Source organism: Pseudomonas sp. P1_A1, assembly GCF_056406935.1.
On record NZ_JBFTZE010000005.1, the window covers coordinates 22,662 to 42,422 of the forward strand.

The 19,761-nt window shown below is 61.7% G+C and carries 18 protein-coding genes and 1 pseudogene; 11 read left to right on the forward strand and 8 right to left on the reverse strand.

Annotated features, from left to right (window positions below; all coding sequences use genetic code 11):
- Window positions 1-5 precede the first annotated feature (5 nt).
- Together AC1D2Q_RS09115 and AC1D2Q_RS09120 are read right to left on the reverse strand one after the other, a co-directional pair.
- Complete coding sequence (locus tag AC1D2Q_RS09115; protein ID WP_477812976.1) at window positions 6-1,202, reverse strand: multidrug effflux MFS transporter; 1,197 nt, start codon at window positions 1,200-1,202, stop codon at window positions 6-8.
- Between the two features lie 109 nt (window positions 1,203-1,311).
- Window positions 1,312-1,509, reverse strand: a complete 198-nt coding sequence (locus AC1D2Q_RS09120) for a heavy-metal-associated domain-containing protein (RefSeq protein WP_018928384.1) — start codon at window positions 1,507-1,509, stop codon at window positions 1,312-1,314.
- A gap of 161 nt (window positions 1,510-1,670) precedes the next feature.
- Between AC1D2Q_RS09120 and AC1D2Q_RS09125 the strand changes: the two genes are divergently transcribed.
- From AC1D2Q_RS09125 to cueR, 3 genes are all read left to right on the forward strand, one after another.
- The gene (locus tag AC1D2Q_RS09125) at window positions 1,671-2,054 is read left to right on the forward strand and encodes a hypothetical protein (protein ID WP_477812977.1); all 384 of its coding nucleotides are present in this window, start codon (window positions 1,671-1,673) and stop codon (window positions 2,052-2,054) included.
- A 94-nt stretch (window positions 2,055-2,148) separates the two neighbouring features.
- Entirely contained in the window at window positions 2,149-4,542 is a 2,394-nt protein-coding gene (locus AC1D2Q_RS09130) for a heavy metal translocating P-type ATPase (protein ID WP_477812978.1), read from the forward strand.
- Window positions 4,539-4,952, forward strand: a complete 414-nt coding sequence (gene cueR, locus AC1D2Q_RS09135) for a Cu(I)-responsive transcriptional regulator (RefSeq protein WP_007907120.1) — start codon at window positions 4,539-4,541, stop codon at window positions 4,950-4,952. Before AC1D2Q_RS09130 ends, cueR begins: the two co-directional genes overlap by 4 nt.
- Here the strand turns inward: cueR and AC1D2Q_RS09140 are convergent.
- Window positions 4,906-6,123 carry an MFS transporter gene (locus AC1D2Q_RS09140; RefSeq protein WP_477812979.1) on the reverse strand — a complete coding sequence of 406 codons (1,218 nt, stop codon included), beginning with the start codon at window positions 6,121-6,123 and terminating at the stop codon, window positions 4,906-4,908. The two genes, cueR and AC1D2Q_RS09140, sit on opposite strands and share 47 nt — an antisense overlap.
- 72 nt (window positions 6,124-6,195) lie before the next feature.
- Window positions 6,196-7,089: a PA4780 family RIO1-like protein kinase gene (locus tag AC1D2Q_RS09145; protein ID WP_019651901.1), complete on the reverse strand. Its 894-nt coding sequence runs from the start codon at window positions 7,087-7,089 to the stop codon at window positions 6,196-6,198.
- A 444-nt stretch (window positions 7,090-7,533) separates the two neighbouring features.
- On the opposite strand from AC1D2Q_RS09145, the pseudogene AC1D2Q_RS09150 reads away from it, so the two are divergent.
- Window positions 7,534-8,622 (forward strand): annotated as a pseudogene (locus AC1D2Q_RS09150) (cache domain-containing protein); the annotation flags it as partial.
- 129 nt (window positions 8,623-8,751) lie between these two features.
- The gene (locus tag AC1D2Q_RS09155; RefSeq protein WP_370694720.1) at window positions 8,752-9,480 is read left to right on the forward strand and encodes a methyl-accepting chemotaxis protein; all 729 of its coding nucleotides are present in this window, start codon (window positions 8,752-8,754) and stop codon (window positions 9,478-9,480) included.
- Window positions 9,481-9,604: 124 nt separating this feature from the next.
- Here AC1D2Q_RS09155 and AC1D2Q_RS09160 read toward each other — a convergent pair whose 3' ends face one another.
- Entirely contained in the window at window positions 9,605-10,396 is a 792-nt protein-coding gene (locus AC1D2Q_RS09160) for an AraC family transcriptional regulator (protein WP_477812980.1), read from the reverse strand.
- 84 nt (window positions 10,397-10,480) lie between these two features.
- Between AC1D2Q_RS09160 and AC1D2Q_RS09165 the strand changes: the two genes are divergently transcribed.
- Window positions 10,481-11,509, forward strand: coding sequence for a bile acid:sodium symporter family protein (locus tag AC1D2Q_RS09165; protein WP_477812981.1), 1,029 nt, complete (start codon window positions 10,481-10,483; stop codon window positions 11,507-11,509).
- On the opposite strand, the gene AC1D2Q_RS09170 is transcribed toward AC1D2Q_RS09165, so the two are convergent.
- Window positions 11,510-12,787: an acetyl-CoA C-acetyltransferase gene (locus AC1D2Q_RS09170; RefSeq protein ID WP_230175457.1), complete on the reverse strand. Its 1,278-nt coding sequence runs from the start codon at window positions 12,785-12,787 to the stop codon at window positions 11,510-11,512. It abuts the gene before it with no gap.
- Between the two features lie 192 nt (window positions 12,788-12,979).
- Between AC1D2Q_RS09170 and AC1D2Q_RS09175 the strand changes: the two genes are divergently transcribed.
- Window positions 12,980-14,332 carry a 3-oxoacyl-ACP reductase gene (locus tag AC1D2Q_RS09175; protein ID WP_477812982.1) on the forward strand — a complete coding sequence of 451 codons (1,353 nt, stop codon included), beginning with the start codon at window positions 12,980-12,982 and terminating at the stop codon, window positions 14,330-14,332.
- A gap of 2 nt (window positions 14,333-14,334) precedes the next feature.
- Window positions 14,335-15,189 (forward strand): MaoC family dehydratase, encoded by an 855-nt coding sequence (locus AC1D2Q_RS09180; RefSeq protein WP_477812983.1) that lies wholly within the window; start codon window positions 14,335-14,337, stop codon window positions 15,187-15,189.
- Between the two features lie 41 nt (window positions 15,190-15,230).
- On the opposite strand, the gene AC1D2Q_RS09185 is transcribed toward AC1D2Q_RS09180, so the two are convergent.
- Both AC1D2Q_RS09185 and AC1D2Q_RS09190 read right to left on the reverse strand, forming a co-directional pair.
- Window positions 15,231-15,641 carry a response regulator gene (locus AC1D2Q_RS09185; RefSeq protein ID WP_111455400.1) on the reverse strand — a complete coding sequence of 137 codons (411 nt, stop codon included), beginning with the start codon at window positions 15,639-15,641 and terminating at the stop codon, window positions 15,231-15,233.
- Between the two features lie 85 nt (window positions 15,642-15,726).
- Window positions 15,727-15,924, reverse strand: coding sequence for a Flp family type IVb pilin (locus AC1D2Q_RS09190; RefSeq protein ID WP_138866726.1), 198 nt, complete (start codon window positions 15,922-15,924; stop codon window positions 15,727-15,729).
- A 327-nt stretch (window positions 15,925-16,251) separates the two neighbouring features.
- Between AC1D2Q_RS09190 and cpaB the strand changes: the two genes are divergently transcribed.
- The 3 genes from cpaB (at window position 16,252) to AC1D2Q_RS09205 (ending at window position 19,753) form a co-directional block, all read left to right on the forward strand.
- Window positions 16,252-17,184 carry a Flp pilus assembly protein CpaB gene (cpaB, locus tag AC1D2Q_RS09195; RefSeq protein WP_477812984.1) on the forward strand — a complete coding sequence of 311 codons (933 nt, stop codon included), beginning with the start codon at window positions 16,252-16,254 and terminating at the stop codon, window positions 17,182-17,184.
- An 86-nt stretch (window positions 17,185-17,270) separates the two neighbouring features.
- Window positions 17,271-18,476 (forward strand): CpaE/TadZ family protein, encoded by a 1,206-nt coding sequence (locus AC1D2Q_RS09200; RefSeq protein WP_305411012.1) that lies wholly within the window; start codon window positions 17,271-17,273, stop codon window positions 18,474-18,476.
- On the forward strand, window positions 18,473-19,753 hold the full coding sequence (locus tag AC1D2Q_RS09205; protein ID WP_305411011.1) for a TadA family conjugal transfer-associated ATPase: 1,281 nt from the start codon (window positions 18,473-18,475) through the stop codon (window positions 19,751-19,753). Before AC1D2Q_RS09200 ends, AC1D2Q_RS09205 begins: the two co-directional genes overlap by 4 nt.
- Window positions 19,754-19,761 lie beyond the last annotated feature (8 nt).

Here is a 19,761-nt window from a genome sequence, read left to right on the forward strand (position 1 = left end):
CGTCCTCAGGCCTGGGCTTGTTCCAACGCCCGGGCATTCTGCAAACGCCGGGTGAGCATCGCCACGCTCACCACCACAATTGCGCACAGGCTGATGACCATGGCCATCGGCATGGCACTGCCATCGTGCAAAACACCCACCAGCGCCGCGGCCCCGGCGGCAACGCTGAATTGCAGGCAACCGAGCATCGCCGAGGCACTGCCCGCCCGTGCGCCCTGCCCGCTCATCGCACAGGCCGAGGCGTTGGGCACGATACAACCCAGGCTGGCGATGCAGACAAAAAGCGGAATCAGCAATGGCCACAAGTGCGCAGTGTGCAGCGAGCTGACCGCCAACAGGGCCAGGCCGCCCGCCAGGTAGAGCCAGACAGTGCGCGCCAGCAAGAAGGCCGGACCGCGTCTCGCCAGCAACCGGGCATTGACCTGGGCCACCAGAATGAACCCCGCCGCGTTGATCCCGAACAGCCAGCCGAAATGCTCGGCCGGCACACCATAGAGTTTGATGAAGACGAACGGCGAGCCCGCGATGTAGGCAAACATCCCGGCGATGGCGACACCACCGGTCAGGGCATGACCGAGGAATATCGGGTCCGCCAACAACCGACCGTACTGGCGTAGCGCGCCCGACAACGGTTGACGCGGCACATGGGCCGGTAGACTTTCCGGTAGCCCGAGGGCCACCCCCAACCCGGCCAGCGCACTGAAACCGGTCAGCGCGAGAAAGATCGACTGCCAACCCGTCGTGTTGACCAACAACCCGCCCAGCATCGGCGCAAGAATCGGCGCCAGGCCCATCACCAGCATCAACTGCGAAAAGACCTTCGCCGAACCCACCGCATCGCATTTATCGCTGACTACTGCCCGGGCGATCACCATGCCCGCGCAACCACCCAGCGCCTGGACAAAGCGGGCGCCGATCAGCCACTCAAGACTCGGCGCGTAAGCACAGGCCAATGAGGACACGGTGAATAAACCGACACCGGCCAGCAAGGGAAGCCGTCGCCCAAAGCGATCCGCCACCGGGCCGTACGCCAGTTGGCCGATGGACAGCCCGAGGAAATAGGCCGCCAGGGTCAGTTGAACGTGTTTTTCGTCGGTGCCGAAAGCGAGCGCCATCGCCGGGAAGGCCGGCAGGTAGAAATCGATCGCCAGCGGACCGAAAGCGCTCAAGGCGCCGAGAATCAGGATTGTGCGCAGGTTCATCAGGCGTCCAGGTTGGGCAGACAGGTTAGCCATGGATCGGCAGGCTGACAGTCTAGCCGGGCGTGGACGCCTTGAACATTCCGATAGGTCGCTAACTATTAAAAATAGCTCAGGCCTGTTTTACCCCGTACCCCTCTTCAGTGATGGCGGCGATTACCTGATCGGCTGTCAGCACACTTTCTACGCCGACTTCTTTTGCCGCCAGATCGATGCGCACACTGGCTGCCGGATCCTTGGCTTGCAGCGCCTCAGTAATAGCCTTGACGCAGTGACCGCAGGACATACCTTCAACGTTGAACACTTGCATGGGACGTCTCCTTTAATGAAGCCCTTATATGAGGGTTGCGCGCAGTCTCGAGCTTGCCACCATGGCAAGGTCAAGTTCTGAAACAAGCTGCCGGGCTGGCAATCGGCGTCGCGCTCGGCCAAGCTGCGCCCATCAATGACTCGACATCAGGAGATTCAGCCATGCGCTGGTCAGCTCTCAGCCTGTTTGGCTTCCTCAGCCTCTTTGCCGCGACACCTTCGGTTCAAGCCGCCGGGGAGGACTACGGCGTGCTGATCATTTCCCGCGAGCGTCTGGAAGTGTCGACTTCCTGCGAGATCGGCGTGTACATCCAGGATCAGTTGGCCGGGCGGCTGTTCCAGGAACAGAGCACCTCGTTCAACCTGCCGCCGGGCAATGTGTCCCTGCGCCTCAAACTGCTGCCGGGCCAGGCGCCGGGCTGCAACCCGGGCATGCTCGCGCCGGGGTCGCAGGACATCAGACTCAAGGCTGGGGATGTGTTGAAGTTCCGGATTGCGATGACGCAGGAAGGGATGTACCTCAAGCCTGCGGCTTTGGAATACTGAGTCGGCTGCGATCTTTTGATCTGAGACATGGCACTTGACCTTGCCAGCATGGCAAGGTTGATCCTGTAGGCAATTTCTACAGGGAGCGTGACCGATGTCCGAATCCACCACTTTCGATCTGCCGATTGCCGGCATGACCTGCGCCAGTTGCGCCGGGCGTGTCGAGCGTGCCTTGAGCAAAGTCATCGGCGCCACGGCCGTCAGTGTCAACCTGGCCACCGAACAGGCCCGGGTGCAAGCGCCCAGTGGCAGCCTGCCGGCCTTGATGGACGCCGTGCAGCGGGCTGGTTACAGCGTGCCGCAGCAGACCCTCGAATTGAGCATCGACGGCATGACCTGTGCGTCTTGCGTCGGCCGCGTCGAACGGGCATTGACCAAAGTGCCGGGGGTGAAGAGTGTCAGCGTCAATCTGGCCAACGAACGGGCGCACCTTGAGCTGCTCGGCCAGGTCGATCCGCAAACCTTGATCGGCGCCGTGACCAAGGCCGGTTATTCCGCCCGCGTCTGGGAAGTCGAACACCCGCAAACCGATAATCAGCAACAACGCCTGCAGCGCGAACGCTGGGCCTTGCTGGCGGCCATCGCCCTCGCCTTGCCGCTGGTGCTGCCGATGTTGCTGCAACCTTTCGGCGTGCACTGGATGCTCCCGGCGTGGGTGCAGTTCGCGTTGGCAACGCCCGTGCAGTTCATCTTCGGTTCACGCTTCTATGTCGCAGCCTGGAAAGCCGTGCGCGCCGGTGCCGGCAACATGGATTTGCTGGTGGCTCTGGGCACCAGCGCCGGCTACGGCTTGAGCGTTTACGAGTGGGCCACCGCTGCCGGTCGCATGCCGCACCTGTATTTCGAAGCCTCGGCGGTGGTAATTGCCTTGGTGTTGCTGGGTAAATACCTGGAAAGCCGCGCCAAGCGCCAGACCGCCAGCGCCATCCGCGCCCTCGAAGCCTTGCGTCCGGAGCGAGCCATTCAAGTGATCGACGGCCGGAAGCAGGAGGTTGCGATAAGCGCTTTGCGCCTCAACGATCTGGTTCTGGTCAAACCCGGCGAGCGCTTCCCGGTGGACGGCGAAGTGGTGGAGGGCCAGAGCCACGCCGATGAAGCATTGATCAGCGGCGAAAGCCTGCCGGTGCCCAAAGCTCCGGGCGACAAGGTCACCGGCGGTGCGATCAACGGTGAAGGTCGGCTCCTGGTGCGGACCTTGGCGCTCGGCGCAGAAACTGTGCTGGCGCGGATCATCCGCCTGGTCGAAGACGCGCAGGCAGCGAAAGCGCCGATCCAGAAACTGGTGGATAAAGTCAGCCAGGGGTTCGTGCCCGTGGTGCTGCTGATTGCACTGGCGACCCTGGTTGGTTGGTGGCTGTACGGTGCGCCGCTGGAAACCGCATTGATCAACGCCGTCGCGGTGTTGGTGATCGCCTGTCCTTGCGCGCTCGGGTTGGCCACACCGACGGCAATCATGGCGGGCACCGGTGTGGCGGCGCACCACGGGATTCTGATCAAGGACGCCGAAGCCCTGGAGCGCGCCCATGAAGTCAGCGCCGTGGTGTTCGACAAGACGGGCACACTGACCTCGGGCACGCCGCGCATCGCGCATTTGAGTGCCATCGAAGGTGACGAAGCTGCCTTACTGCAAATGGCCGGCGCGCTGCAACGGGGCAGTGAGCACCCGCTGGCCAAGGCGGTGCTGGATGCCTGCGCCGAGCGCGGCTTGACCGTGGCCGATGTCAGCGACAGTCAATCGCTGACCGGGCGCGGCATTGCCGGCAGCCTCGATGGTCGGCGATTGGCCCTGGGCAATCGGCGCTTGCTGGAAGAAAGTGGCTTGAATGCCGGGCCATTGGCCGACTCCGCAAGCGCTTGGGAAACCGAAGGCCGGACGCTGTCCTGGTTGATCGAGCAAAGCCCCGAACCTCGGGTGCTGGGCCTGTTCGCCTTCGGTGACACGCTCAAGCCCGGCGCCCTGCAAGCGGTGCAACGCCTAAGCGCCCGCAATATCAGCAGCCACCTGCTGACCGGCGATAACCGTGGCAGCGCCAAAGTCGTCGCCCAAGCGCTGGGCATCAAGGATGTTCACGCCGAAGTACTCCCGGCGGACAAAGCCGCCACCGTCGCCGCCCTGAAAAAAACCGGCGTGGTGGCGATGGTCGGCGACGGCATCAACGACGCCCCGGCCCTGGCCGCTGCTGACATCGGCATCGCCATGGGCGGCGGCACCGACGTCGCCATGCACGCTGCCGGCATCACTCTGATGCGCGGTGATCCACGGTTGGTGCCGGCGGCGCTGGAAATCAGCCGCAAGACCTACGCGAAGATTCGCCAGAACCTGTTCTGGGCCTTCGTCTATAACCTGATCGGCCTGCCACTGGCGGCATTCGGCTTCCTCAACCCGGTGCTGGCCGGCGCGGCCATGGCGCTGTCGAGCGTCAGCGTGGTCAGCAATGCGTTACTGTTGAAAACCTGGAAGCCCAAAGACCTGGAGGACAACCGATGAACATTGGCCAAGCGGCCCGCCAGAGCGGTCTGAGCGCGAAGATGATCCGCTATTACGAATCCATCGGTCTGCTCAAGGCGGCCCATCGCACCGACAGTGGCTACCGGGTCTATGGCGATGACGACCTGCACACCCTGGCGTTCATCAAGCGCTCTCGGGATTTGGGGTTTTCACTGGAAGAGGTCGGCAAACTGCTGACCCTCTGGCAGGACCGCCAGCGCGCCAGTGCCGATGTGAAGGCCTTGGCCCGTCAGCACATCGACGAGCTGAACCAGAAGATTCGCGAACTTGGTCAGTTGCGCGACACCCTGCAAGACCTTGTAGAACACTGCCACGGCGACCACCGCCCGGACTGCCCGATTCTCAAGGAGCTGGCCTCGGGTTGCTGCGCCGAACCCGCTCATTCTTGAGCGCCAACCCCTTCACCACCAGCAACAGGGTGAGGGGAATGCCGTGGAACAACAGCACCACTGCGCCGGGTGTCCACCAGGAATAGAACGGCGCGGCGATCAACATGCCGACGCCGAACCCGGTCATCTGCAGCAGGGTCAGAAAGCTGAAAATCGGCAGGCGCAGGCTGTCCGGCTCACGTTGCAGACGCGACATCAGGCCGACTTCCGAGAACCCGTCGCCCAAGCCTGCAGGCAACGAAAACAGCAGCAAACCGTACAGGGTCTGCTGCTGAAACGTCAGGATGAAGCCGCAGGACATCAGCAACACGCCAAAGAAAAATCGCCGCTCAAGGTGCGCGTTGTCCGTGCCGTTCAGGCGACTGGCGATTCGCGCACCGATGAACTTGCCGCAAGCCCACACCGCCAGCATCAGGCCCAGGGTGGTGCTGGCCGACTCGGGCGTGAGCAGTTTTGAAATGATCGGAAGACCGACGTTGTGCGCGGCGCTGCCCAAGGTGTCGGCCATGGCGACGGCCAACATCGCCGCCAGTACCGGCGCCGTGCGCAAACCCTGGCGCAGGGCCTGCCATTCGCCCTGTTTGTGAAGRGGTTCGTCACAGCTGGGGGCCGGTCCGCAAAACCGCAGTGGCACAATCAGCAGCGCCGCCAGCAGGTACGTGACCACGTTCAGCGCAAATACCGTTTCAAAGCCAAAACTCGCCACCAACAACCCAGCCACCAGACTCCCGCTGACCATCGCCGCAGACGACGCCGAAGTTATCCAGGCGTTGGTCTTGAGTAATTGCGCCTCTTCGATCAGGTGCGGCAATTGGCTGTTGAGGCCGATGGCAAACATCGAATTACCAAACCCCAGGCCGAACGCGATCAGCGGTAACAGCAGCGCTTGCTGGGCCACTGGCAGCATCAACAGCAGACCCAGCAAACCGGCGCGCAGCAGATCGAAGGCAATCAGCGGCAAGCGCCCGCCCCAGCGGCGATAGAACCGGGTGCCGATCAGGCTGGCAAAGATTCCCCCGGCGACACGGCTGGCGAGGAAGATACCGACACTCATGGCGCTATTGCTGAGCAAGTAGACGTAGGTAGCCAGGGCGACCATGTTGAGGAAAGCGCCGAAGTCCGAAATCAGCCGGGCGGCGATGATCAGTTGGGCATTGCGGATGGAGTTCACATTCAGTCCTTGAGTGTGCGGGGTATTGCTGGTGTAAAAAACCCGGCCAAAGCCGGGTTTTGGGTCAACCGATCACTGCATCCACGGTGGAGGCGGTTCTTCGGTCTTGCTCGGTGGCGCATCGTCTGCCGCCCGAACCGCCTGGCGACGCTCTTCGTCGAGACGGGCCGCCTCGATCTCGCGCATGATTCCGCCGACGTCCGCCAGCTCTTCCGGCTCGTCGAACTCGCCAGTCAACACACTGGCCGGGTGCAAGGTGCCGGCTTCGTACAACGCCCACATTTCCTTGGCGTACTTGGTGCGTTTCAACTCCGGTGCAAAGCGACCGAAGTACGACGCCATGTTGCCCACGTCCCGTTCCAGCATGCTGAACGCGTGGTTGTTGCCCGCCGCATCCACCGCTTGCGGCAGGTCGATGATGACCGGGCCGGTCGGCGTCAGCAGCACGTTGAACTCGGACAGGTCACCGTGCACCAGGCCGGTACACAACATCAGCACGATTTGCGAAATCAGGTAAGCGTGATATTCGCGTGCCTGGTCCGGCTCCAGCACCACATCGTTCAGGCGTGGCGCGGCATCGCCGTACTCGTCGGCCACCAGCTCCATCAGCAGCACGCCTTCGAGGAAGTCATACGGCTTGGGCACCCGTACCCCGGCACTGGCCAGGCGGAACAACGCCGCCACTTCGGCGTTCTGCCAGGCGTCTTCGGTTTCCTTGCGGCCAAACTTGGAGCCCTTGGCCATCGCGCGAGCCTGCCGGCTGTTGCGCACCTTGCGGCCTTCCTGATACTCGGCCGCCTGACGAAAACTACGTTTGTTCGCCTCCTTGTAGACCTTGGCACAACGCAGCTCGTTGCCGCAGCGCACCACATAAACAGCTGCTTCTTTGCCACTCATGAGTGGGCGCAGCACCTCGTCGACCAGACCGTCCTCGATCAGGGGTTCAATGCGTTTTGGAGTCTTCATCAGCTTTTATTGTGGGTCCTTTATTACCAAACACGCGAAAGTCATTCGTTATACGGCAATCCTCTCATTCGGGGGAGGGGTTGCCGACCTATGAACGTTCCCATGAACATCAAGATGCACACAATGTGCCGGATTAATCAGGCAAAACTCATCGACCGCCCCGGATCATAGCTGAGCGAGGACCACTTGTTGACGACGGAGTGCCAAGGTATTTGCGACAGAATCTAACCTCGATCCCTGGCGTTCGCAGGATTTTTCTCAAAAGACCTCAATTTCCCCGCGCCTCAGCCGAAGTCATTAGAGAGAAAAGGAATTGTCTGACAATCGCCTCGACAACAATCAAGAAGGCGCGCTCAAGGATCGGGGCATATCAAACGTTTTCGGCTGCCAATAATCCGCGAGTCATCAGTACTGCGTGGGCCTACAAGAAAAACTGGAGCGCGGATGAACATCAAACAGAAGTTGACCTGGGCGTTTGCAATCATCGCCTGCTTGCCTGTGGTGCTGGTCGCCACCCTCGTTGTGCTGAACTTGCGCAGCGATGCCAAGGACAATTTTGTCGACGGCAGTGGCCGCGAGATTCGTCAGGTCAGCAATGCCATGCAACTGTTCTTTGATGGCATCAGCCAGAACGTTGACTACCTGGCCACCCAGCCGCTGATCAAGAACTCCGACGACAGCCTCAAGACCTACATGAGCGCCAACGCCGAGAGCATTCCCCAAGGCGAGATGGACAAGAAGGTCTTCGCCCTCCTCCAGGACCTGGGCAACAGCCACCCAGCCTACGCCTATGCGATTCTCGGGACGGCGGCGGGCGGTTACGTGTCCTGGCCGGACGATGCGAAGCTGAGCAATTACGACCCACGACAGCGCCCGTGGTACAAGGCGGCCCAGGCCAAGCCGGGCAAGCCGCTTCGCACCGAGGCCTATTACTGGGCCCAGGATGACGCGACCTACGTCAGCACCGTGCGCACCATCGATAACAAACTGGGCAGCAATGGCGGCGTGGTCAGCATCGACGTGACGCTCAAGCAGCTCACCGAAATCGTCAAACAGATCAAACTCGGCGAAACCGGCTACCTGATGCTGGTGGAAAACACCGGCACCATACTGGTCGATCCCAAGCAGCCGGAACACAACTTCAAAGCCCTGAGCAGCCTCGGCGACGGCTACGCGCAACTCGGCAAGGCCGGTAAAGGGCTGGTAGAGGTTGAGCTCAATGGCGAGCGCTACATGGCCAACGTCTGGCCGTCGGAGCAACTGGGCTGGACCTTTATCGGCCTGATCAAGCAGACCGACGTGATGAGCTCGGCCACTCAACTGACCTGGCTGATCGCGATCATCGCAGCAGTACTGGCGGTGTTCTTCGCCATCGTCGGCGCCAGTTTCGCCAGCCTGATCGTGCGGCCGATCCGCAGCGTGGCCAGCGGTCTGGAAGGCATCGCCCAGGGCGAAGGCGACCTGACCAAGAATTTGTCCATCCGTGGCAGCGACGAAACCGCGCAACTGGCCAACTGGTTCAACCAGTTTCTGGCGGCGATCCGCAACCTGATTCAAAGCATCGGCGGCGCCGCGACCAAGATCCTCGCCACCTCCCAGAGCTCGACCCAGGTATCCAGCGACATGGCCGAAGCCGCCGGGCGTCAGCGTGAAGCGGTGGACATGGTGTCCACGGCGTTCCACGAAATGGTCGCCACCGCCAACGAAGTCGCGCGCTCTTGCAGCCAGGCCGCCGAGTCGGCCGACAGCGGCCAGCGCCAGGCCCGTGAAGGTCAGCAACAGATTGATGCAGCGGTGAGCAGTGTCGATCGCTTGAGCCAGGAAATCGAACAGTCAGCGCAATCGATGCAACAGCTTGAGCGCGACAGCAACGACATTCAGTCGATCCTCGGGACCATCCGTTCCATCGCCGAACAGACCAACCTGCTGGCCCTGAACGCGGCCATCGAAGCGGCCCGGGCCGGTGAACAGGGTCGTGGCTTTGCGGTGGTGGCGGATGAAGTTCGCGCCCTGGCCAAACGAACTGCCGATTCCACGGCGGAAATCGACGGTCTGCTGGGCAATCTGGCCAAGCGCACCAGCCAGGTGACGCAGCAGATGCATGCGAGCCTGGAGGTGTCTCAGCAATCGGTGACCCGCATCGGTGAAGCGCGCAGCAGCTTTGGGCAAATCCGTGAGTCGGTGGATGTGATTCGCGACATGAACACTCAAATCGCCACGGCGGCTGAGGAACAGCATCAGGTGGCCGAGGACATCAATCGGCATATCAGTCAGATTCATGGCGATGCGCAGTTGGTGGCGGAATTGGCCAACTCGGCGCGGCTGGATTCTCAGAGCCTGGCAGGGTTGTCGAATGAGCTGGACGGGTTGGTTCGCCGCTTCAGGACTTGAGTAGGCATGATCGTTCCCACGCTCTGCGTGGGAATGCCTCAATGGACGCTCCGCGTCCGCTTCGGCAGGGACGCGGAGCGTCCCGGGCTGCATTCCTTTGCTGCGCGTGGGAACGATCATTCAACTACTGTTTGAACAACTCACCAGGGGTAAACCCGAACAACCCCTTGAACGCCGCAATAAACGCCGACGTCGAGTCATACCCGCAAGACAGCGCGGCATTGGTCACGCTGTCGCCCTCTTCCAGCAGACTCAATGACGACAGCAGCCGCATGCGCTGCCGCCAACCGCGAAAGCTCAACCCGGTTTCACGCTGAAACAAGCGCATCAGGGTTTTCTCCGACATGCCCAAACCCTCGGCCCATTCCTGCAAGGTCACCGTGCACTCGGGACTTTCGATCAGTTCGTTGCACAAACCCAGCAGTCGCTCATGCCGGGGCAACGGCAAGGAAAACCCAACCTCCGGCAGACTCGCCAACTGATCCAGCAGCACGCCCACCAATCGCGCCTCCTGACTGTCGCCCTGTGGATACTCCACCGGCAACTGGCAAAAGCGCTTGATCAGCTCCCGGGCCAATGGCGTAACTTCCAGCACCCGGCAACGCCCGTCCGCCCATTGGCAGTCCTCGCGGCGCACATACAGGCTGCGCATTTCGGCACGCATCGAGGTCACGACCTGATGCTCGAGATCCGCCGGAATCCAGATGCCCCACTGCGGCGGCGCAAAGAAACTGCCCTCGGCGGTGTGCACGCCGAGAACGCCGCTGATGGCGTAGGAAAACTGCACCCAATCATGACGATGAGGCGGCGTCCACGAACCGGCGCTCAGGCTTTCCGCCCGCGCATACAACGGACGCGGCAACACCGTCAGCGCCGGGATGGTCCGCTCGAGGGTAAGTTGTCCGTTAGTCGGCATTGATTGGCCTTATGTCGCAAGACGGCTGATAGGGCCGACGTTAGGCTAAGTCATCAATTCTTACAAATGGATTCGGTGCCGGTCATGCATGCCTTCAAACACCTTAAACGCGTGGTCACCGACTGGTTCTTGTGCGGCATGCTGATCGCCACGCTGCTGGCGTATTTCTTCCCGACCTTCGGCGCCACCGGCGGCGGGATGCATGCCGAGTGGGTAATCAACATCGGGGTGTTCCTGGTGTTTTTCCTGCACGGGGTCAACCTCTCCAGCGAGCAGATCCGCCACGGGCTGAAAAACTGGAAGCTGCACGTGATGGTTCAAGTCTTCACCTTTGCGGTGTTTCCGTTGATCTGGTTGCTGAGTGACACACTGCTGGGCTCACACATTCCATCGTTGCTGATGCTCGGTTTCCTCTACCTCTGCGCCCTGCCCTCGACCATCTCTTCGTCCGTGGCCCTGACCGGCAGCGCGGGCGGCAACGTACCGGCGGCGATTCTCAACGCGAGCCTGTCCAGTGTGCTGGGGATTTTCCTGACACCGTTGCTGGTGAGTTTCGTGGTCGGCAGCGGCGCTGGCGGCATCGACCTGGGTTCAACCCTGCTCGATCTGTGCGCGATGCTGTTGTTGCCGCTGGTGCTTGGGCAATTATTGCGGCCGTTGCTGGGAAAAATTTTCGCCCGGTACAAGCGCTACACCAACATCGCCGACAAACTGGTGATCCTGTTGCTGGTGTACTCGGCGTTCTGCAACTCGATGGTCTCGGGGATGTGGCAGCAACAGGGCAACAGCGTGATTCTCACGGCGTTGATCGGCAGTGCGATTCTGCTGGCGATCATCCTGTGGATGACCACCCGCACCGCCCACGCGCTGAAGTTCAGCCCCGCCGACGAGATCGCCGCGGTGTTCTGCGCCAGCAAAAAATCCCTGGCGGCCGGGGCACCGATGGCGGCGCTGATCTTCGGCGCCAACCCTGGCCTTGGATTGATCCTGCTGCCGATCATGATCTACCACCCGTTGCAGCTGATCGTGTGCTCGGTGATGGCCGAGGGTTACGCCAACCGCAACCGGCAACTGGCCGCGCAGCAAGACGCGGCAGTGCTCAGCCCTCAATAATCAGCGCTCGATAATCGCCGTCACGCCCTGACCACCGGCGGCGCAGATCGAGATCAACCCTCGGCCCTTGCCCGCCGCGTCCAGCAGCTTCGCCAGGTTGGCGACGATGCGCGCACCGGTGGCGGCAAACGGATGCCCGACGGCCAGTGAACTGCCTTTGACGTTGAGGCGACTGCGGTCGATGGAACCCAGCGGCGCGTCGAGGCCGAGACGGGTTTTGCAGTACTCCGGATCTTCCCAGGCCTTCAACGTGCACAGCACCTGCGCGGCAAACGCTTCGTGGATTTCGTAGTAATCGAAATCCTGCAAGGTCAGGCCGTTGCGCGCCAGCAATCGCGGCACCGCATACACCGGCGCCATCAGCAGCCCTTCGGCACCGTTGACGAAATCCACCGCCGCCGCCTCGCCATCGCGCCAATAGGCAAGCACCGGCAAACCGCGCTCCTTCGCCCATTCCTCACTGCCCAGCAGCACCACCGACGCACCATCGGTGAGTGGCGTGGAGTTGCCCGCGGTCAGGGTGCCCTTGGCACTTTTCTCGAAGGCCGGTTTCAGTGAGGCGAGTTTTTCCAGGGTCAGCTCCGGGCGCAGGTTGTTGTCGCGGGTCAGGCCGAGGAACGGCGTCATCAGATCGTTGTGCCAGCCTTCGGCGTAGGACGCCGCCAGTTTCTGATGGCTTTCGAGGGTCAGCCGATCCTGCTCGTCACGCGGGATGCCCCAGGTCTGGGCCATCAATTCACAGTGTTCGCCCATCGACCGGCCGGTGCGCGGCTCGCCGATACTTGGAAAGTCCGGGATCAGGTGTCGGGGACGCAATTGCAGGAAGGTTTTCAGTTTGTCGGCGGTGCTTTTGGCGCGATTGGCTTGCAAGAGAATCTTGCGCAAGTCTTCGTTGACGCCGATCGGCACGTCCGAGGCCGTGTCGACACCGCCGGCAATGCCACATTCGATTTGCCCCAGGGCGATTTTGTTCGCCACCAACAACGTCGCCTCCAGCCCCGTACCGCAGGCCTGCTGGATGTCGTAGGCCGGCGTCGTCGGCGACAAACGCGAGCCCAATACACATTCGCGGGTCAGGCCGTAATCGCGCAAATACTTGAGCAACGCCCCGGCCGCCACTTCGCCCATGCGCACACCGTGCAGGTTATAGCGCTCGATCAGGCCTTCCAGCGCTGCGGTGAACATCGCCTGGTTACTGGCAGTGGCGTACGGCCCGTTGGACCGGGCAAAGGGGATACGGTTACCACCGATAATCGCGACGCGGCGCAGCTGAGTCATGAAAAAAGCTCCTTCTGATAGTCAATGGTGAACACACATCCCTGTGGGAGCGGGCTGCAATTCCTGAAAGACCTGCTAAACCCAAGCTCAAACCAACCTGCAATGTTCAAGCGTAGGCCTTATCTCGCGGATCGAACGACTAATTGCCATTCATGGTCCACACTTTTAACCCCGGCTTCTGGAGCGTGATTCATGTCTGACCGCTATATCGACTTCGCCAATTCGTCCATCGGCCATCGTGTGGTCGGTGCCCTGGGTCTGCCGTCGCCGGTACGGCTGGAACGCTGGCAAGCAGGCCGATTGCGGCCTGTCGAGGGGGCGCTGTTGATTGGCGGTGGCCCGCTGACGGAAAAAATCAGCACCCTCGCCAACCGCCTGACCGACACCATTTACAGCTACGGCACCGACCCGACCCTGGCCACCGCGTGGATTCCCGGCCACGGCCAGAAACTCAAAGCCGTGGTGTTCGACGCCAGTGACCTGGTGCAGGTCGATCAGCTGAAACAGCTGCGCGAATTCTTCCAGCCACTGATGAAAAACCTCGACCACCATGCGCACCTGGTGATTCTTGGTCGCGCGCCGGAGACCTTGAGCGACCCGTTCGCCGCCAGCACCCAACGGGCTCTGGAAGGGTTCAGCCGTTCGCTGGCCAAGGAACTGCGCAACGGCGGCACCTTGCAGCTGATCTATGTCGGCGAAGGGGCCGAAGATCAACTGGAAGGCCCGTTGCGGTTTTTCCTCTCGCCCAAAAGTGCCTTCATTTCCGGACAAGTCATACGCTTGAAGGCGTGTGCGACGCAGGTGATGGACTGGACCCGCCCGTTGTCGGGGCGCAAGGCGTTGGTGACCGGGGCAGCCCGGGGCATTGGCGCCTCGATCGCTGAAACCCTGGCCCGGGACGGCGCCGAAGTGATCCTGCTGGACGTGGCGCCGGCCAAAACCGATCTCGACGCCCTGGCCGCGCGCCTCGGCGGGCGCAGCATCACCCTGGACATCTGCGCCGAAGACGCCGCCACGCAACTGATCGAACACTTGCCGGACGGCGTCGACATCGTGGTGCACAACGCGGGCATCACCCGCGACAAAACCCTGGCCAACATGACGCCGGAGTTCTGGGACGCGGTGCTGGCGGTCAACCTCAATGCGCCGCAAGTGCTGACCAAGGCGCTGCTCGACAGCGGCACCTTGCGCGACGACGGCCGAGTGATCCTGTTGGCGTCCATCAGCGGCATCGCCGGCAATCGCGGGCAAACCAATTACGCCGCGAGCAAGGCCGGGCTGATTGGCCTGGCCCAGGCCTGGGCACCGCTGCTGGCCGAGCGCGGCATCAGCATCAACGCGGTGGCCCCCGGTTTTATCGAAACCCAGATGACCGCGCACCTGCCCTTCGGCGTACGCGAAGCCGGGCGGCGCTTGAGTTCGTTGGGCCAGGGCGGCCTGCCGCAAGACGTCGCCGAAGCCGTGGCCTGGATGGCACAACCGGGCACCGGAGCGTTTACCGGGCAAGCACTGCGCGTGTGCGGGCAAAGCGTGTTGGGAGCCTGACCATGACCACCGACTGGCACACACTCAATAGCGAACCGGGCCTGCAGACGCTGTATTTGAGAGCGGCGACGCGACGCAAAATCACCGGCACCACACTGCCTGAGCTGGGTTATCACTGTTGGGTCAACGTCGATCCGAAACGCCTGGAGGCTTATCGTAAAGTGTGTGGTTTCGCCGACAACGGACTGCTGCCACCGACGTATCCGCACATTTTGGCGTTTGCCTTGCAGATGCAACTGCTCACCGCCAAGGCATTTCCCTTCCCGTTGCTGGGGCTGATTCACTTGAGCAATCGCATCCGCATCTTGCGCCCCATGGGTGGCGTGAGCCGCGTGCGGGTCAGCGTGAAGGTGCAGAACCTGCAACCCCATGCCAAGGGCGCGACGTTCGAGTTGGTGACAATGCTCGACGACCAGTTGGGACCGCTGTGGGAAGCCGAAAGCCAGATGCTCTGTCGCGGCGTCAAACTGGAAGGCGAGCCTGTCGAGCAAGCGTTTGCATCGACGTTGTCGCTGACCGAAGTGGCCCACTGGAAAGCACCGGCGGACATTGGTCGCCGATACGCCAAAGTATCCGGAGACTACAACCCGATTCACCTGAGTGCGATCAGCGCCAGACTCTTCGGCTTTCCCAGCGCCATCGCCCATGGTCTGTGGAACAAGGCGCGCACCCTGGCAGCCCTGAGCGATCATTTGCCGACGGCCAACGTCGAGATTGCGGTGCAGTTCAGAAAACCGGTGCGTTTGCCCAGCGAGGTGACGCTGATGTCCAGCGCGGCGGGGTCCAGTGGGGATTTCCAGTTGATGGGGGCCGGGGAGATCGAGCATATGGTGGGGCAGTGGCGGCCGGTTGCCTGATGGATTGTGGTGAGGGGGCTTTCCCCCTCGCCACAGTACGCTCAGGAACTCACCAAACCCCGAGGCTGCGGAAACAAATTATTCAACGTATCCAACAAACGCACGTGATAGATCGGCTTGCGAAACAGATCCAGCACCTGCAAGCGCAACATGTCACTCACATCCTCCATATCCGCATGCCCCGACGTCACAATCACCGGCAAATGCTGACGAGCCGTGTGCTCACGCAGACGCTTGATCAACGATATGCCGCTTTCCTCCGGCATCCGCAAATCAGTAATCACCAGCGCAATATCAGGATGACGAGTCAAATGATGCAGGGCGAGCTTGACCGACGTTGCCGTAAAACAAGTAAAACCCTCGCCCTCCAGCAACTCCGCCAGTTCCAGTAACGCATCCTCCTCATCATCGACCAGAAGAAGCTGTTGCCGAGGGAGGGCTGGAGCGTTCATGGGGCAACACCTGCAATGGACTAAGCCTTGACGTTAGAAGCCCTTTGCAGGATTGGCAAATGACTGCCCATTGCCAGTCTTCAAATCAAAGCGCGGCTGAAATCGTGTTGAACATTGCGGTGACCGCCGTGGAGATGGGTGCCACAAACGTTGCCAGCACCACGGCCACCATGCCTGCAATGATTGCGTACTCGATGCCCGAAGCGCCTTCGGTGTCTTTGGCAAGGTCTTTGTAAAAAGCGATGTGGGATTTGATCTTCTGAACCGTTTTAGAGAAGGACATGACGCGTCTCCTGAATGACAGCGGATGTTGCACGACCGCAACATGATTCCCATATGCCAGCATCAGCATTGTCGGCAAACCCATGACCAACAACTGTAAGAACGCATTAATACTTAAGCAGTAACCAGTGCATTGATGTCACAAAAACATCATCTTGAGCATTGGCCGTTATTTTTTGTCAGATATTTCCAGTCCCGTAATGGCATTTTGCTTTACCTGCGCTACCGTCAAATAGCGAAATAGTCCCACGCTCATAACTGCCTGATTGCGAAGTCATCTCGTTAGAGCTCTTGGGGGCGTTACGCGCAGGAAAGGGGGAAAGCCTTCATGAACAGCCGCGTCACCCTGGGCCTGGCCGGGCTGTTTCTGGCAGGCGCCATCATTGCCGGTTACTGGGGGCTGGCGCTGAGTCGTCAACCGGCTCCCGAGCCTGTCGCACAAACCGGCACATCAACGCCCTCGATACTGGCCTCGGTGGACGACCCGACCCGCCAACCGGTGGTGGTGCTGCTGCGTGATATCGCACCGTTCGAGCAGATCACCGCCGCCGACGTGACCCTGGAAAAACTGCGTACCGTCCCGGTGGGCTGCCTGACCCGTCTCGAACAAGCCATTGGCCGTACACCCTGGCGCGCGCTCACCGCCGGCAGTTGGCTCAATGATCAGAGTTTCGAAGCCGGCGGTACGCTGGCGCGGATGATCCGCGCCGATGAACGCGCCCTCGCCGTGGCGGCGGATGATGTGATCAATGTCGGCGGCCAACTGAGCCCCGGCGACTATGTCGATGTGCTGCTGTTTCTGCGCATGGACACCAACAACCTCCAGCAGTCGGCCCAGGTCGTGGTCCCGGCGCTACGGGTACTCGGGGTCGGCGAGCAGTTGGGGCTGACGAATGATGGCAAACCTGCCAACCCGGCGCTCAGCCATGAAGAGAAACTCAAGCAGGAACAACTGCGCTCCAGCGCCCGCACCGTGTTGCTCGCCGTCCCTGAATCCCTCTTGAGCCGCCTGATGCTCGCGGCACAGGTCGGGGTTTTGCGTCTGGCTGTGCGCAGCGCCGAGGAACAACGCCTGAGCCAATACTGGGCCGGCCGTGGTGACTCATCGGCGAGCCTGGCCAACGCCAACCGCGAGCTGGTGCAGTTCAGTCAACTGGCCCTGGCCGGCACTCCACAATCCCCCGCCCCCAGAGCCGCAGCACCGCGCAAGCCGAGCGTGGAAGTCATTCGCGGCAATGCCGTCACCCAACAAACGCCCTGAATCGAGCGAGGACTCTCCATGCGCAGATGTTTCACGCCGCACTTCCTCGAAAACGGCCACGTCGATAAACACGGCGGATTATCGCAATGAGCCAAAGCCAGAACCTGAGCCAGACCTTCCTCGCGATCACACGCAACAACACCGACTTGGAGTGGCTGCAAGGGGCGCTCGCCCCTTTGGGCCGAGTGATCAGCGCCGGTGGCGGCAACCTCGACGAGCTCCTGACACTGGTGGACGTGACCTTCGCCAGCCTGGTGTTCGTGGGCCTGGACCATGAGCATGTGGTGGCCCAGAGCGCGTTGATCGAGGGAGCCCTGGAAGCCAAACCGATGCTGGCGATCGTGGCCCTGGGCGATGGCATGGACAACCAACTGGTGCTCAATGCCATGCGCGCCGGAGCGCGGGATTTTGTCTCTTACGGCTCGCGGTCCAGTGAAGTCGCCGGCCTGGTGCGACGCCTGAGTAAACGCCTGCCGACCGTGGCGCCGAACCCACAACAGGCTCAACAAGGTAGCCTGACCGTACTTTACGGCGCACAGAACAATGCCGACGGCGCGTTGCTCGCCAACCACCTGGCGCATGTGGTGCAAAAGAGCGGCCAGCAAACGCTGCTGCTGGATCTGGGGCTGCCCCGTGGCGACAGCCTGGCGCTGCTGGGGCTGGAGAGTTCGTTTCATTTCGGCGATGCCTTGCGTCACCTCAGGCGCCTCGATGCAACGCTGATCGACAGCGCCTTCACCACCTGCGACGCCGGGCTGCGGATCCTCGCCTACGCCAGCAACGATGAACCGCTCGAACAGACCAGCGCCGCCGAGCTGTACATGCTGCTCAGTGCCTTGCGCCAACATTTCCAGCACATCGTGGTGAACCTCACCGGCCAGTCGGACAGCGAAGCATTGCGCACCTTCGTCAGCCATTGCGACAAGTTGCTGTGGTACACCGATCAAAACGTGCTCGACTGCCGACGCAACCTTGAGGTGCTCAGCCGCTGGCGCGAAAAAGGCCTGAAGCTCGACCACGCCAGATTGCTGGTGGACCGCTACCTGCGCAGCGTCGCGCCGGACTCCGACACCTTGGGCAAAACCTTCGGCATGGAGGTGATCGCTGTGTTTGCCTACAGCCCGGAAGTGCGGCTCAACGCCAAGAATCAGGGGCTGAGCCTGTTCGAGCTGGCCCCGCGCGAGGGCCTGACCCAAAGCCTGCGTGCCCTCGGCGAATGGCTGGCCAAACGCTCCGAAAGCCTGGATAAACCCAAGGCCGGCTGGTTCAACCGGTTGAGGGGCGTGCAATGAGCGGGGAAAAACTCTTCGGCGCGCCCTCGCACGGGCCGACCGGCAATACCGACCACGAAGGCCTGAAGCTGGTGCTGCACCGCTACATCATCGACGCCATCGAAGAGTCCGGGAAAAACCTGCTGGAAGGGTCGCGGCCCATGCTGTCGCAGTTCGTCACCGACAAAGTCGCCGAGTACATCGCCCGTCTGCACCTGGCGATTTCCCGCTACGAGATGGAACGGCTGGCGGAAGAAATCGTCGACGAACTCACCGGTTTCGGTCCGCTGGAAGTGCTGCTGCGCGACTCGGCGGTGACCGAGATATTGGTCAACGGCCCGCACCGGGTGTTCGTCGAACGTGAGGGAGTGTTGCACCTCAGTGACCTGCGGTTCATCGACGACCACCACGTCGAACGAGTCATGCAACGGATTCTCGCGCCCCTGGGCCGACGGCTCGACGAGTCTTCGCCGATGGTCGATGCGCGCCTGCCCGATGGCAGCCGGGTCAACGCGATCATCCCGCCGATTGCCCTCGACGGCCCGTGCCTGTCGATTCGAAAATTTCGCAAGGACATGCTCAAAAGCTCCGACCTGATGGCGATGCAAACCATTGACCAGGCGATCTTCGAGTTCATTCAGGAGGCCGTGGGCAAGCGTTGCAACATCCTGGTCAGCGGCGGTACCGGCACCGGCAAGACCACGCTGCTGAACATTCTCAGCCAGTTGATCGCCCCTCACGAACGGCTGGTTACCATCGAAGACGTCGCCGAACTGCAACTCGGCCATCCTCACGTGGTGCGCCTGGAAACCCGGCCACCGAATGCCGAAGGCCACGGCGAAGTGAAGGCCAGCGACCTGATTCGCAACGCGCTGCGGATGCGCCCGGACCGGATCATCCTCGGCGAGATTCGCGGCGTCGAAGTGGTCGACGTGCTCACCGCCATGAACACCGGGCACGACGGCTCAATGAGCACCGTGCACGCCAACAATGCCCAGGATGCGCTGTTGCGTCTGGAGACGCTGGTGGGCCTGACCGGACGGCTCATCGCCGAACGCACCCTGCGGCAAATGATCTGTGCGGCGCTGGACGTGGTGATCCAACTCACGCGCCTGCCCGATGGCCGCCGCTGCGTCAGCGAAGTGGTGGAGGTCGTCGGTATTCGTGACGACGTCTACGTGACCAACACCCTGTTCCGCTTCGACCGACACACCGGCCGCGGTTTTCTGCGCGAGGCGGCCAACCCCGCCGGCGACAAACTGCGTCGCGAGTCGGCACTCTCTCCCTTGGCGTATTGAGGGTCACG

What these genes read in the sequence shown, in the direction of transcription:
- AC1D2Q_RS09170 (WP_230175457.1), bottom strand. Translation starts at nt 12,787, where the DNA reads ATGACTCAGCTGCGCCGCGTCGCGATTATCGGTGGTAACCGTATCCCC.
- AC1D2Q_RS09125 (WP_477812977.1), top strand. Translation starts at nt 1,671, where the DNA reads ATGCGCTGGTCAGCTCTCAGCCTGTTTGGCTTCCTCAGCCTCTTTGCC.
- cpaB (WP_477812984.1), top strand. Translation starts at nt 16,252, where the DNA reads ATGAACAGCCGCGTCACCCTGGGCCTGGCCGGGCTGTTTCTGGCAGGC.
- AC1D2Q_RS09130 (WP_477812978.1), top strand. Translation starts at nt 2,149, where the DNA reads ATGTCCGAATCCACCACTTTCGATCTGCCGATTGCCGGCATGACCTGC.
- AC1D2Q_RS09120 (WP_018928384.1), bottom strand. Translation starts at nt 1,509, where the DNA reads ATGCAAGTGTTCAACGTTGAAGGTATGTCCTGCGGTCACTGCGTCAAG.
- AC1D2Q_RS09115 (WP_477812976.1), bottom strand. Translation starts at nt 1,202, where the DNA reads ATGAACCTGCGCACAATCCTGATTCTCGGCGCCTTGAGCGCTTTCGGT.
- AC1D2Q_RS09185 (WP_111455400.1), bottom strand. Translation starts at nt 15,641, where the DNA reads ATGAACGCTCCAGCCCTCCCTCGGCAACAGCTTCTTCTGGTCGATGAT.
- AC1D2Q_RS09205 (WP_305411011.1), top strand. Translation starts at nt 18,473, where the DNA reads ATGAGCGGGGAAAAACTCTTCGGCGCGCCCTCGCACGGGCCGACCGGC.
- AC1D2Q_RS09155 (WP_370694720.1), top strand. Translation starts at nt 8,752, where the DNA reads ATGGTGTCCACGGCGTTCCACGAAATGGTCGCCACCGCCAACGAAGTC.
- AC1D2Q_RS09175 (WP_477812982.1), top strand. Translation starts at nt 12,980, where the DNA reads ATGTCTGACCGCTATATCGACTTCGCCAATTCGTCCATCGGCCATCGT.
- AC1D2Q_RS09180 (WP_477812983.1), top strand. Translation starts at nt 14,335, where the DNA reads ATGACCACCGACTGGCACACACTCAATAGCGAACCGGGCCTGCAGACG.
- AC1D2Q_RS09160 (WP_477812980.1), bottom strand. Translation starts at nt 10,396, where the DNA reads ATGCCGACTAACGGACAACTTACCCTCGAGCGGACCATCCCGGCGCTG.
- AC1D2Q_RS09190 (WP_138866726.1), bottom strand. Translation starts at nt 15,924, where the DNA reads ATGTCCTTCTCTAAAACGGTTCAGAAGATCAAATCCCACATCGCTTTT.
- cueR (WP_007907120.1), top strand. Translation starts at nt 4,539, where the DNA reads ATGAACATTGGCCAAGCGGCCCGCCAGAGCGGTCTGAGCGCGAAGATG.
- AC1D2Q_RS09165 (WP_477812981.1), top strand. Translation starts at nt 10,481, where the DNA reads ATGCATGCCTTCAAACACCTTAAACGCGTGGTCACCGACTGGTTCTTG.
- AC1D2Q_RS09200 (WP_305411012.1), top strand. Translation starts at nt 17,271, where the DNA reads ATGAGCCAAAGCCAGAACCTGAGCCAGACCTTCCTCGCGATCACACGC.
- AC1D2Q_RS09145 (WP_019651901.1), bottom strand. Translation starts at nt 7,089, where the DNA reads ATGAAGACTCCAAAACGCATTGAACCCCTGATCGAGGACGGTCTGGTC.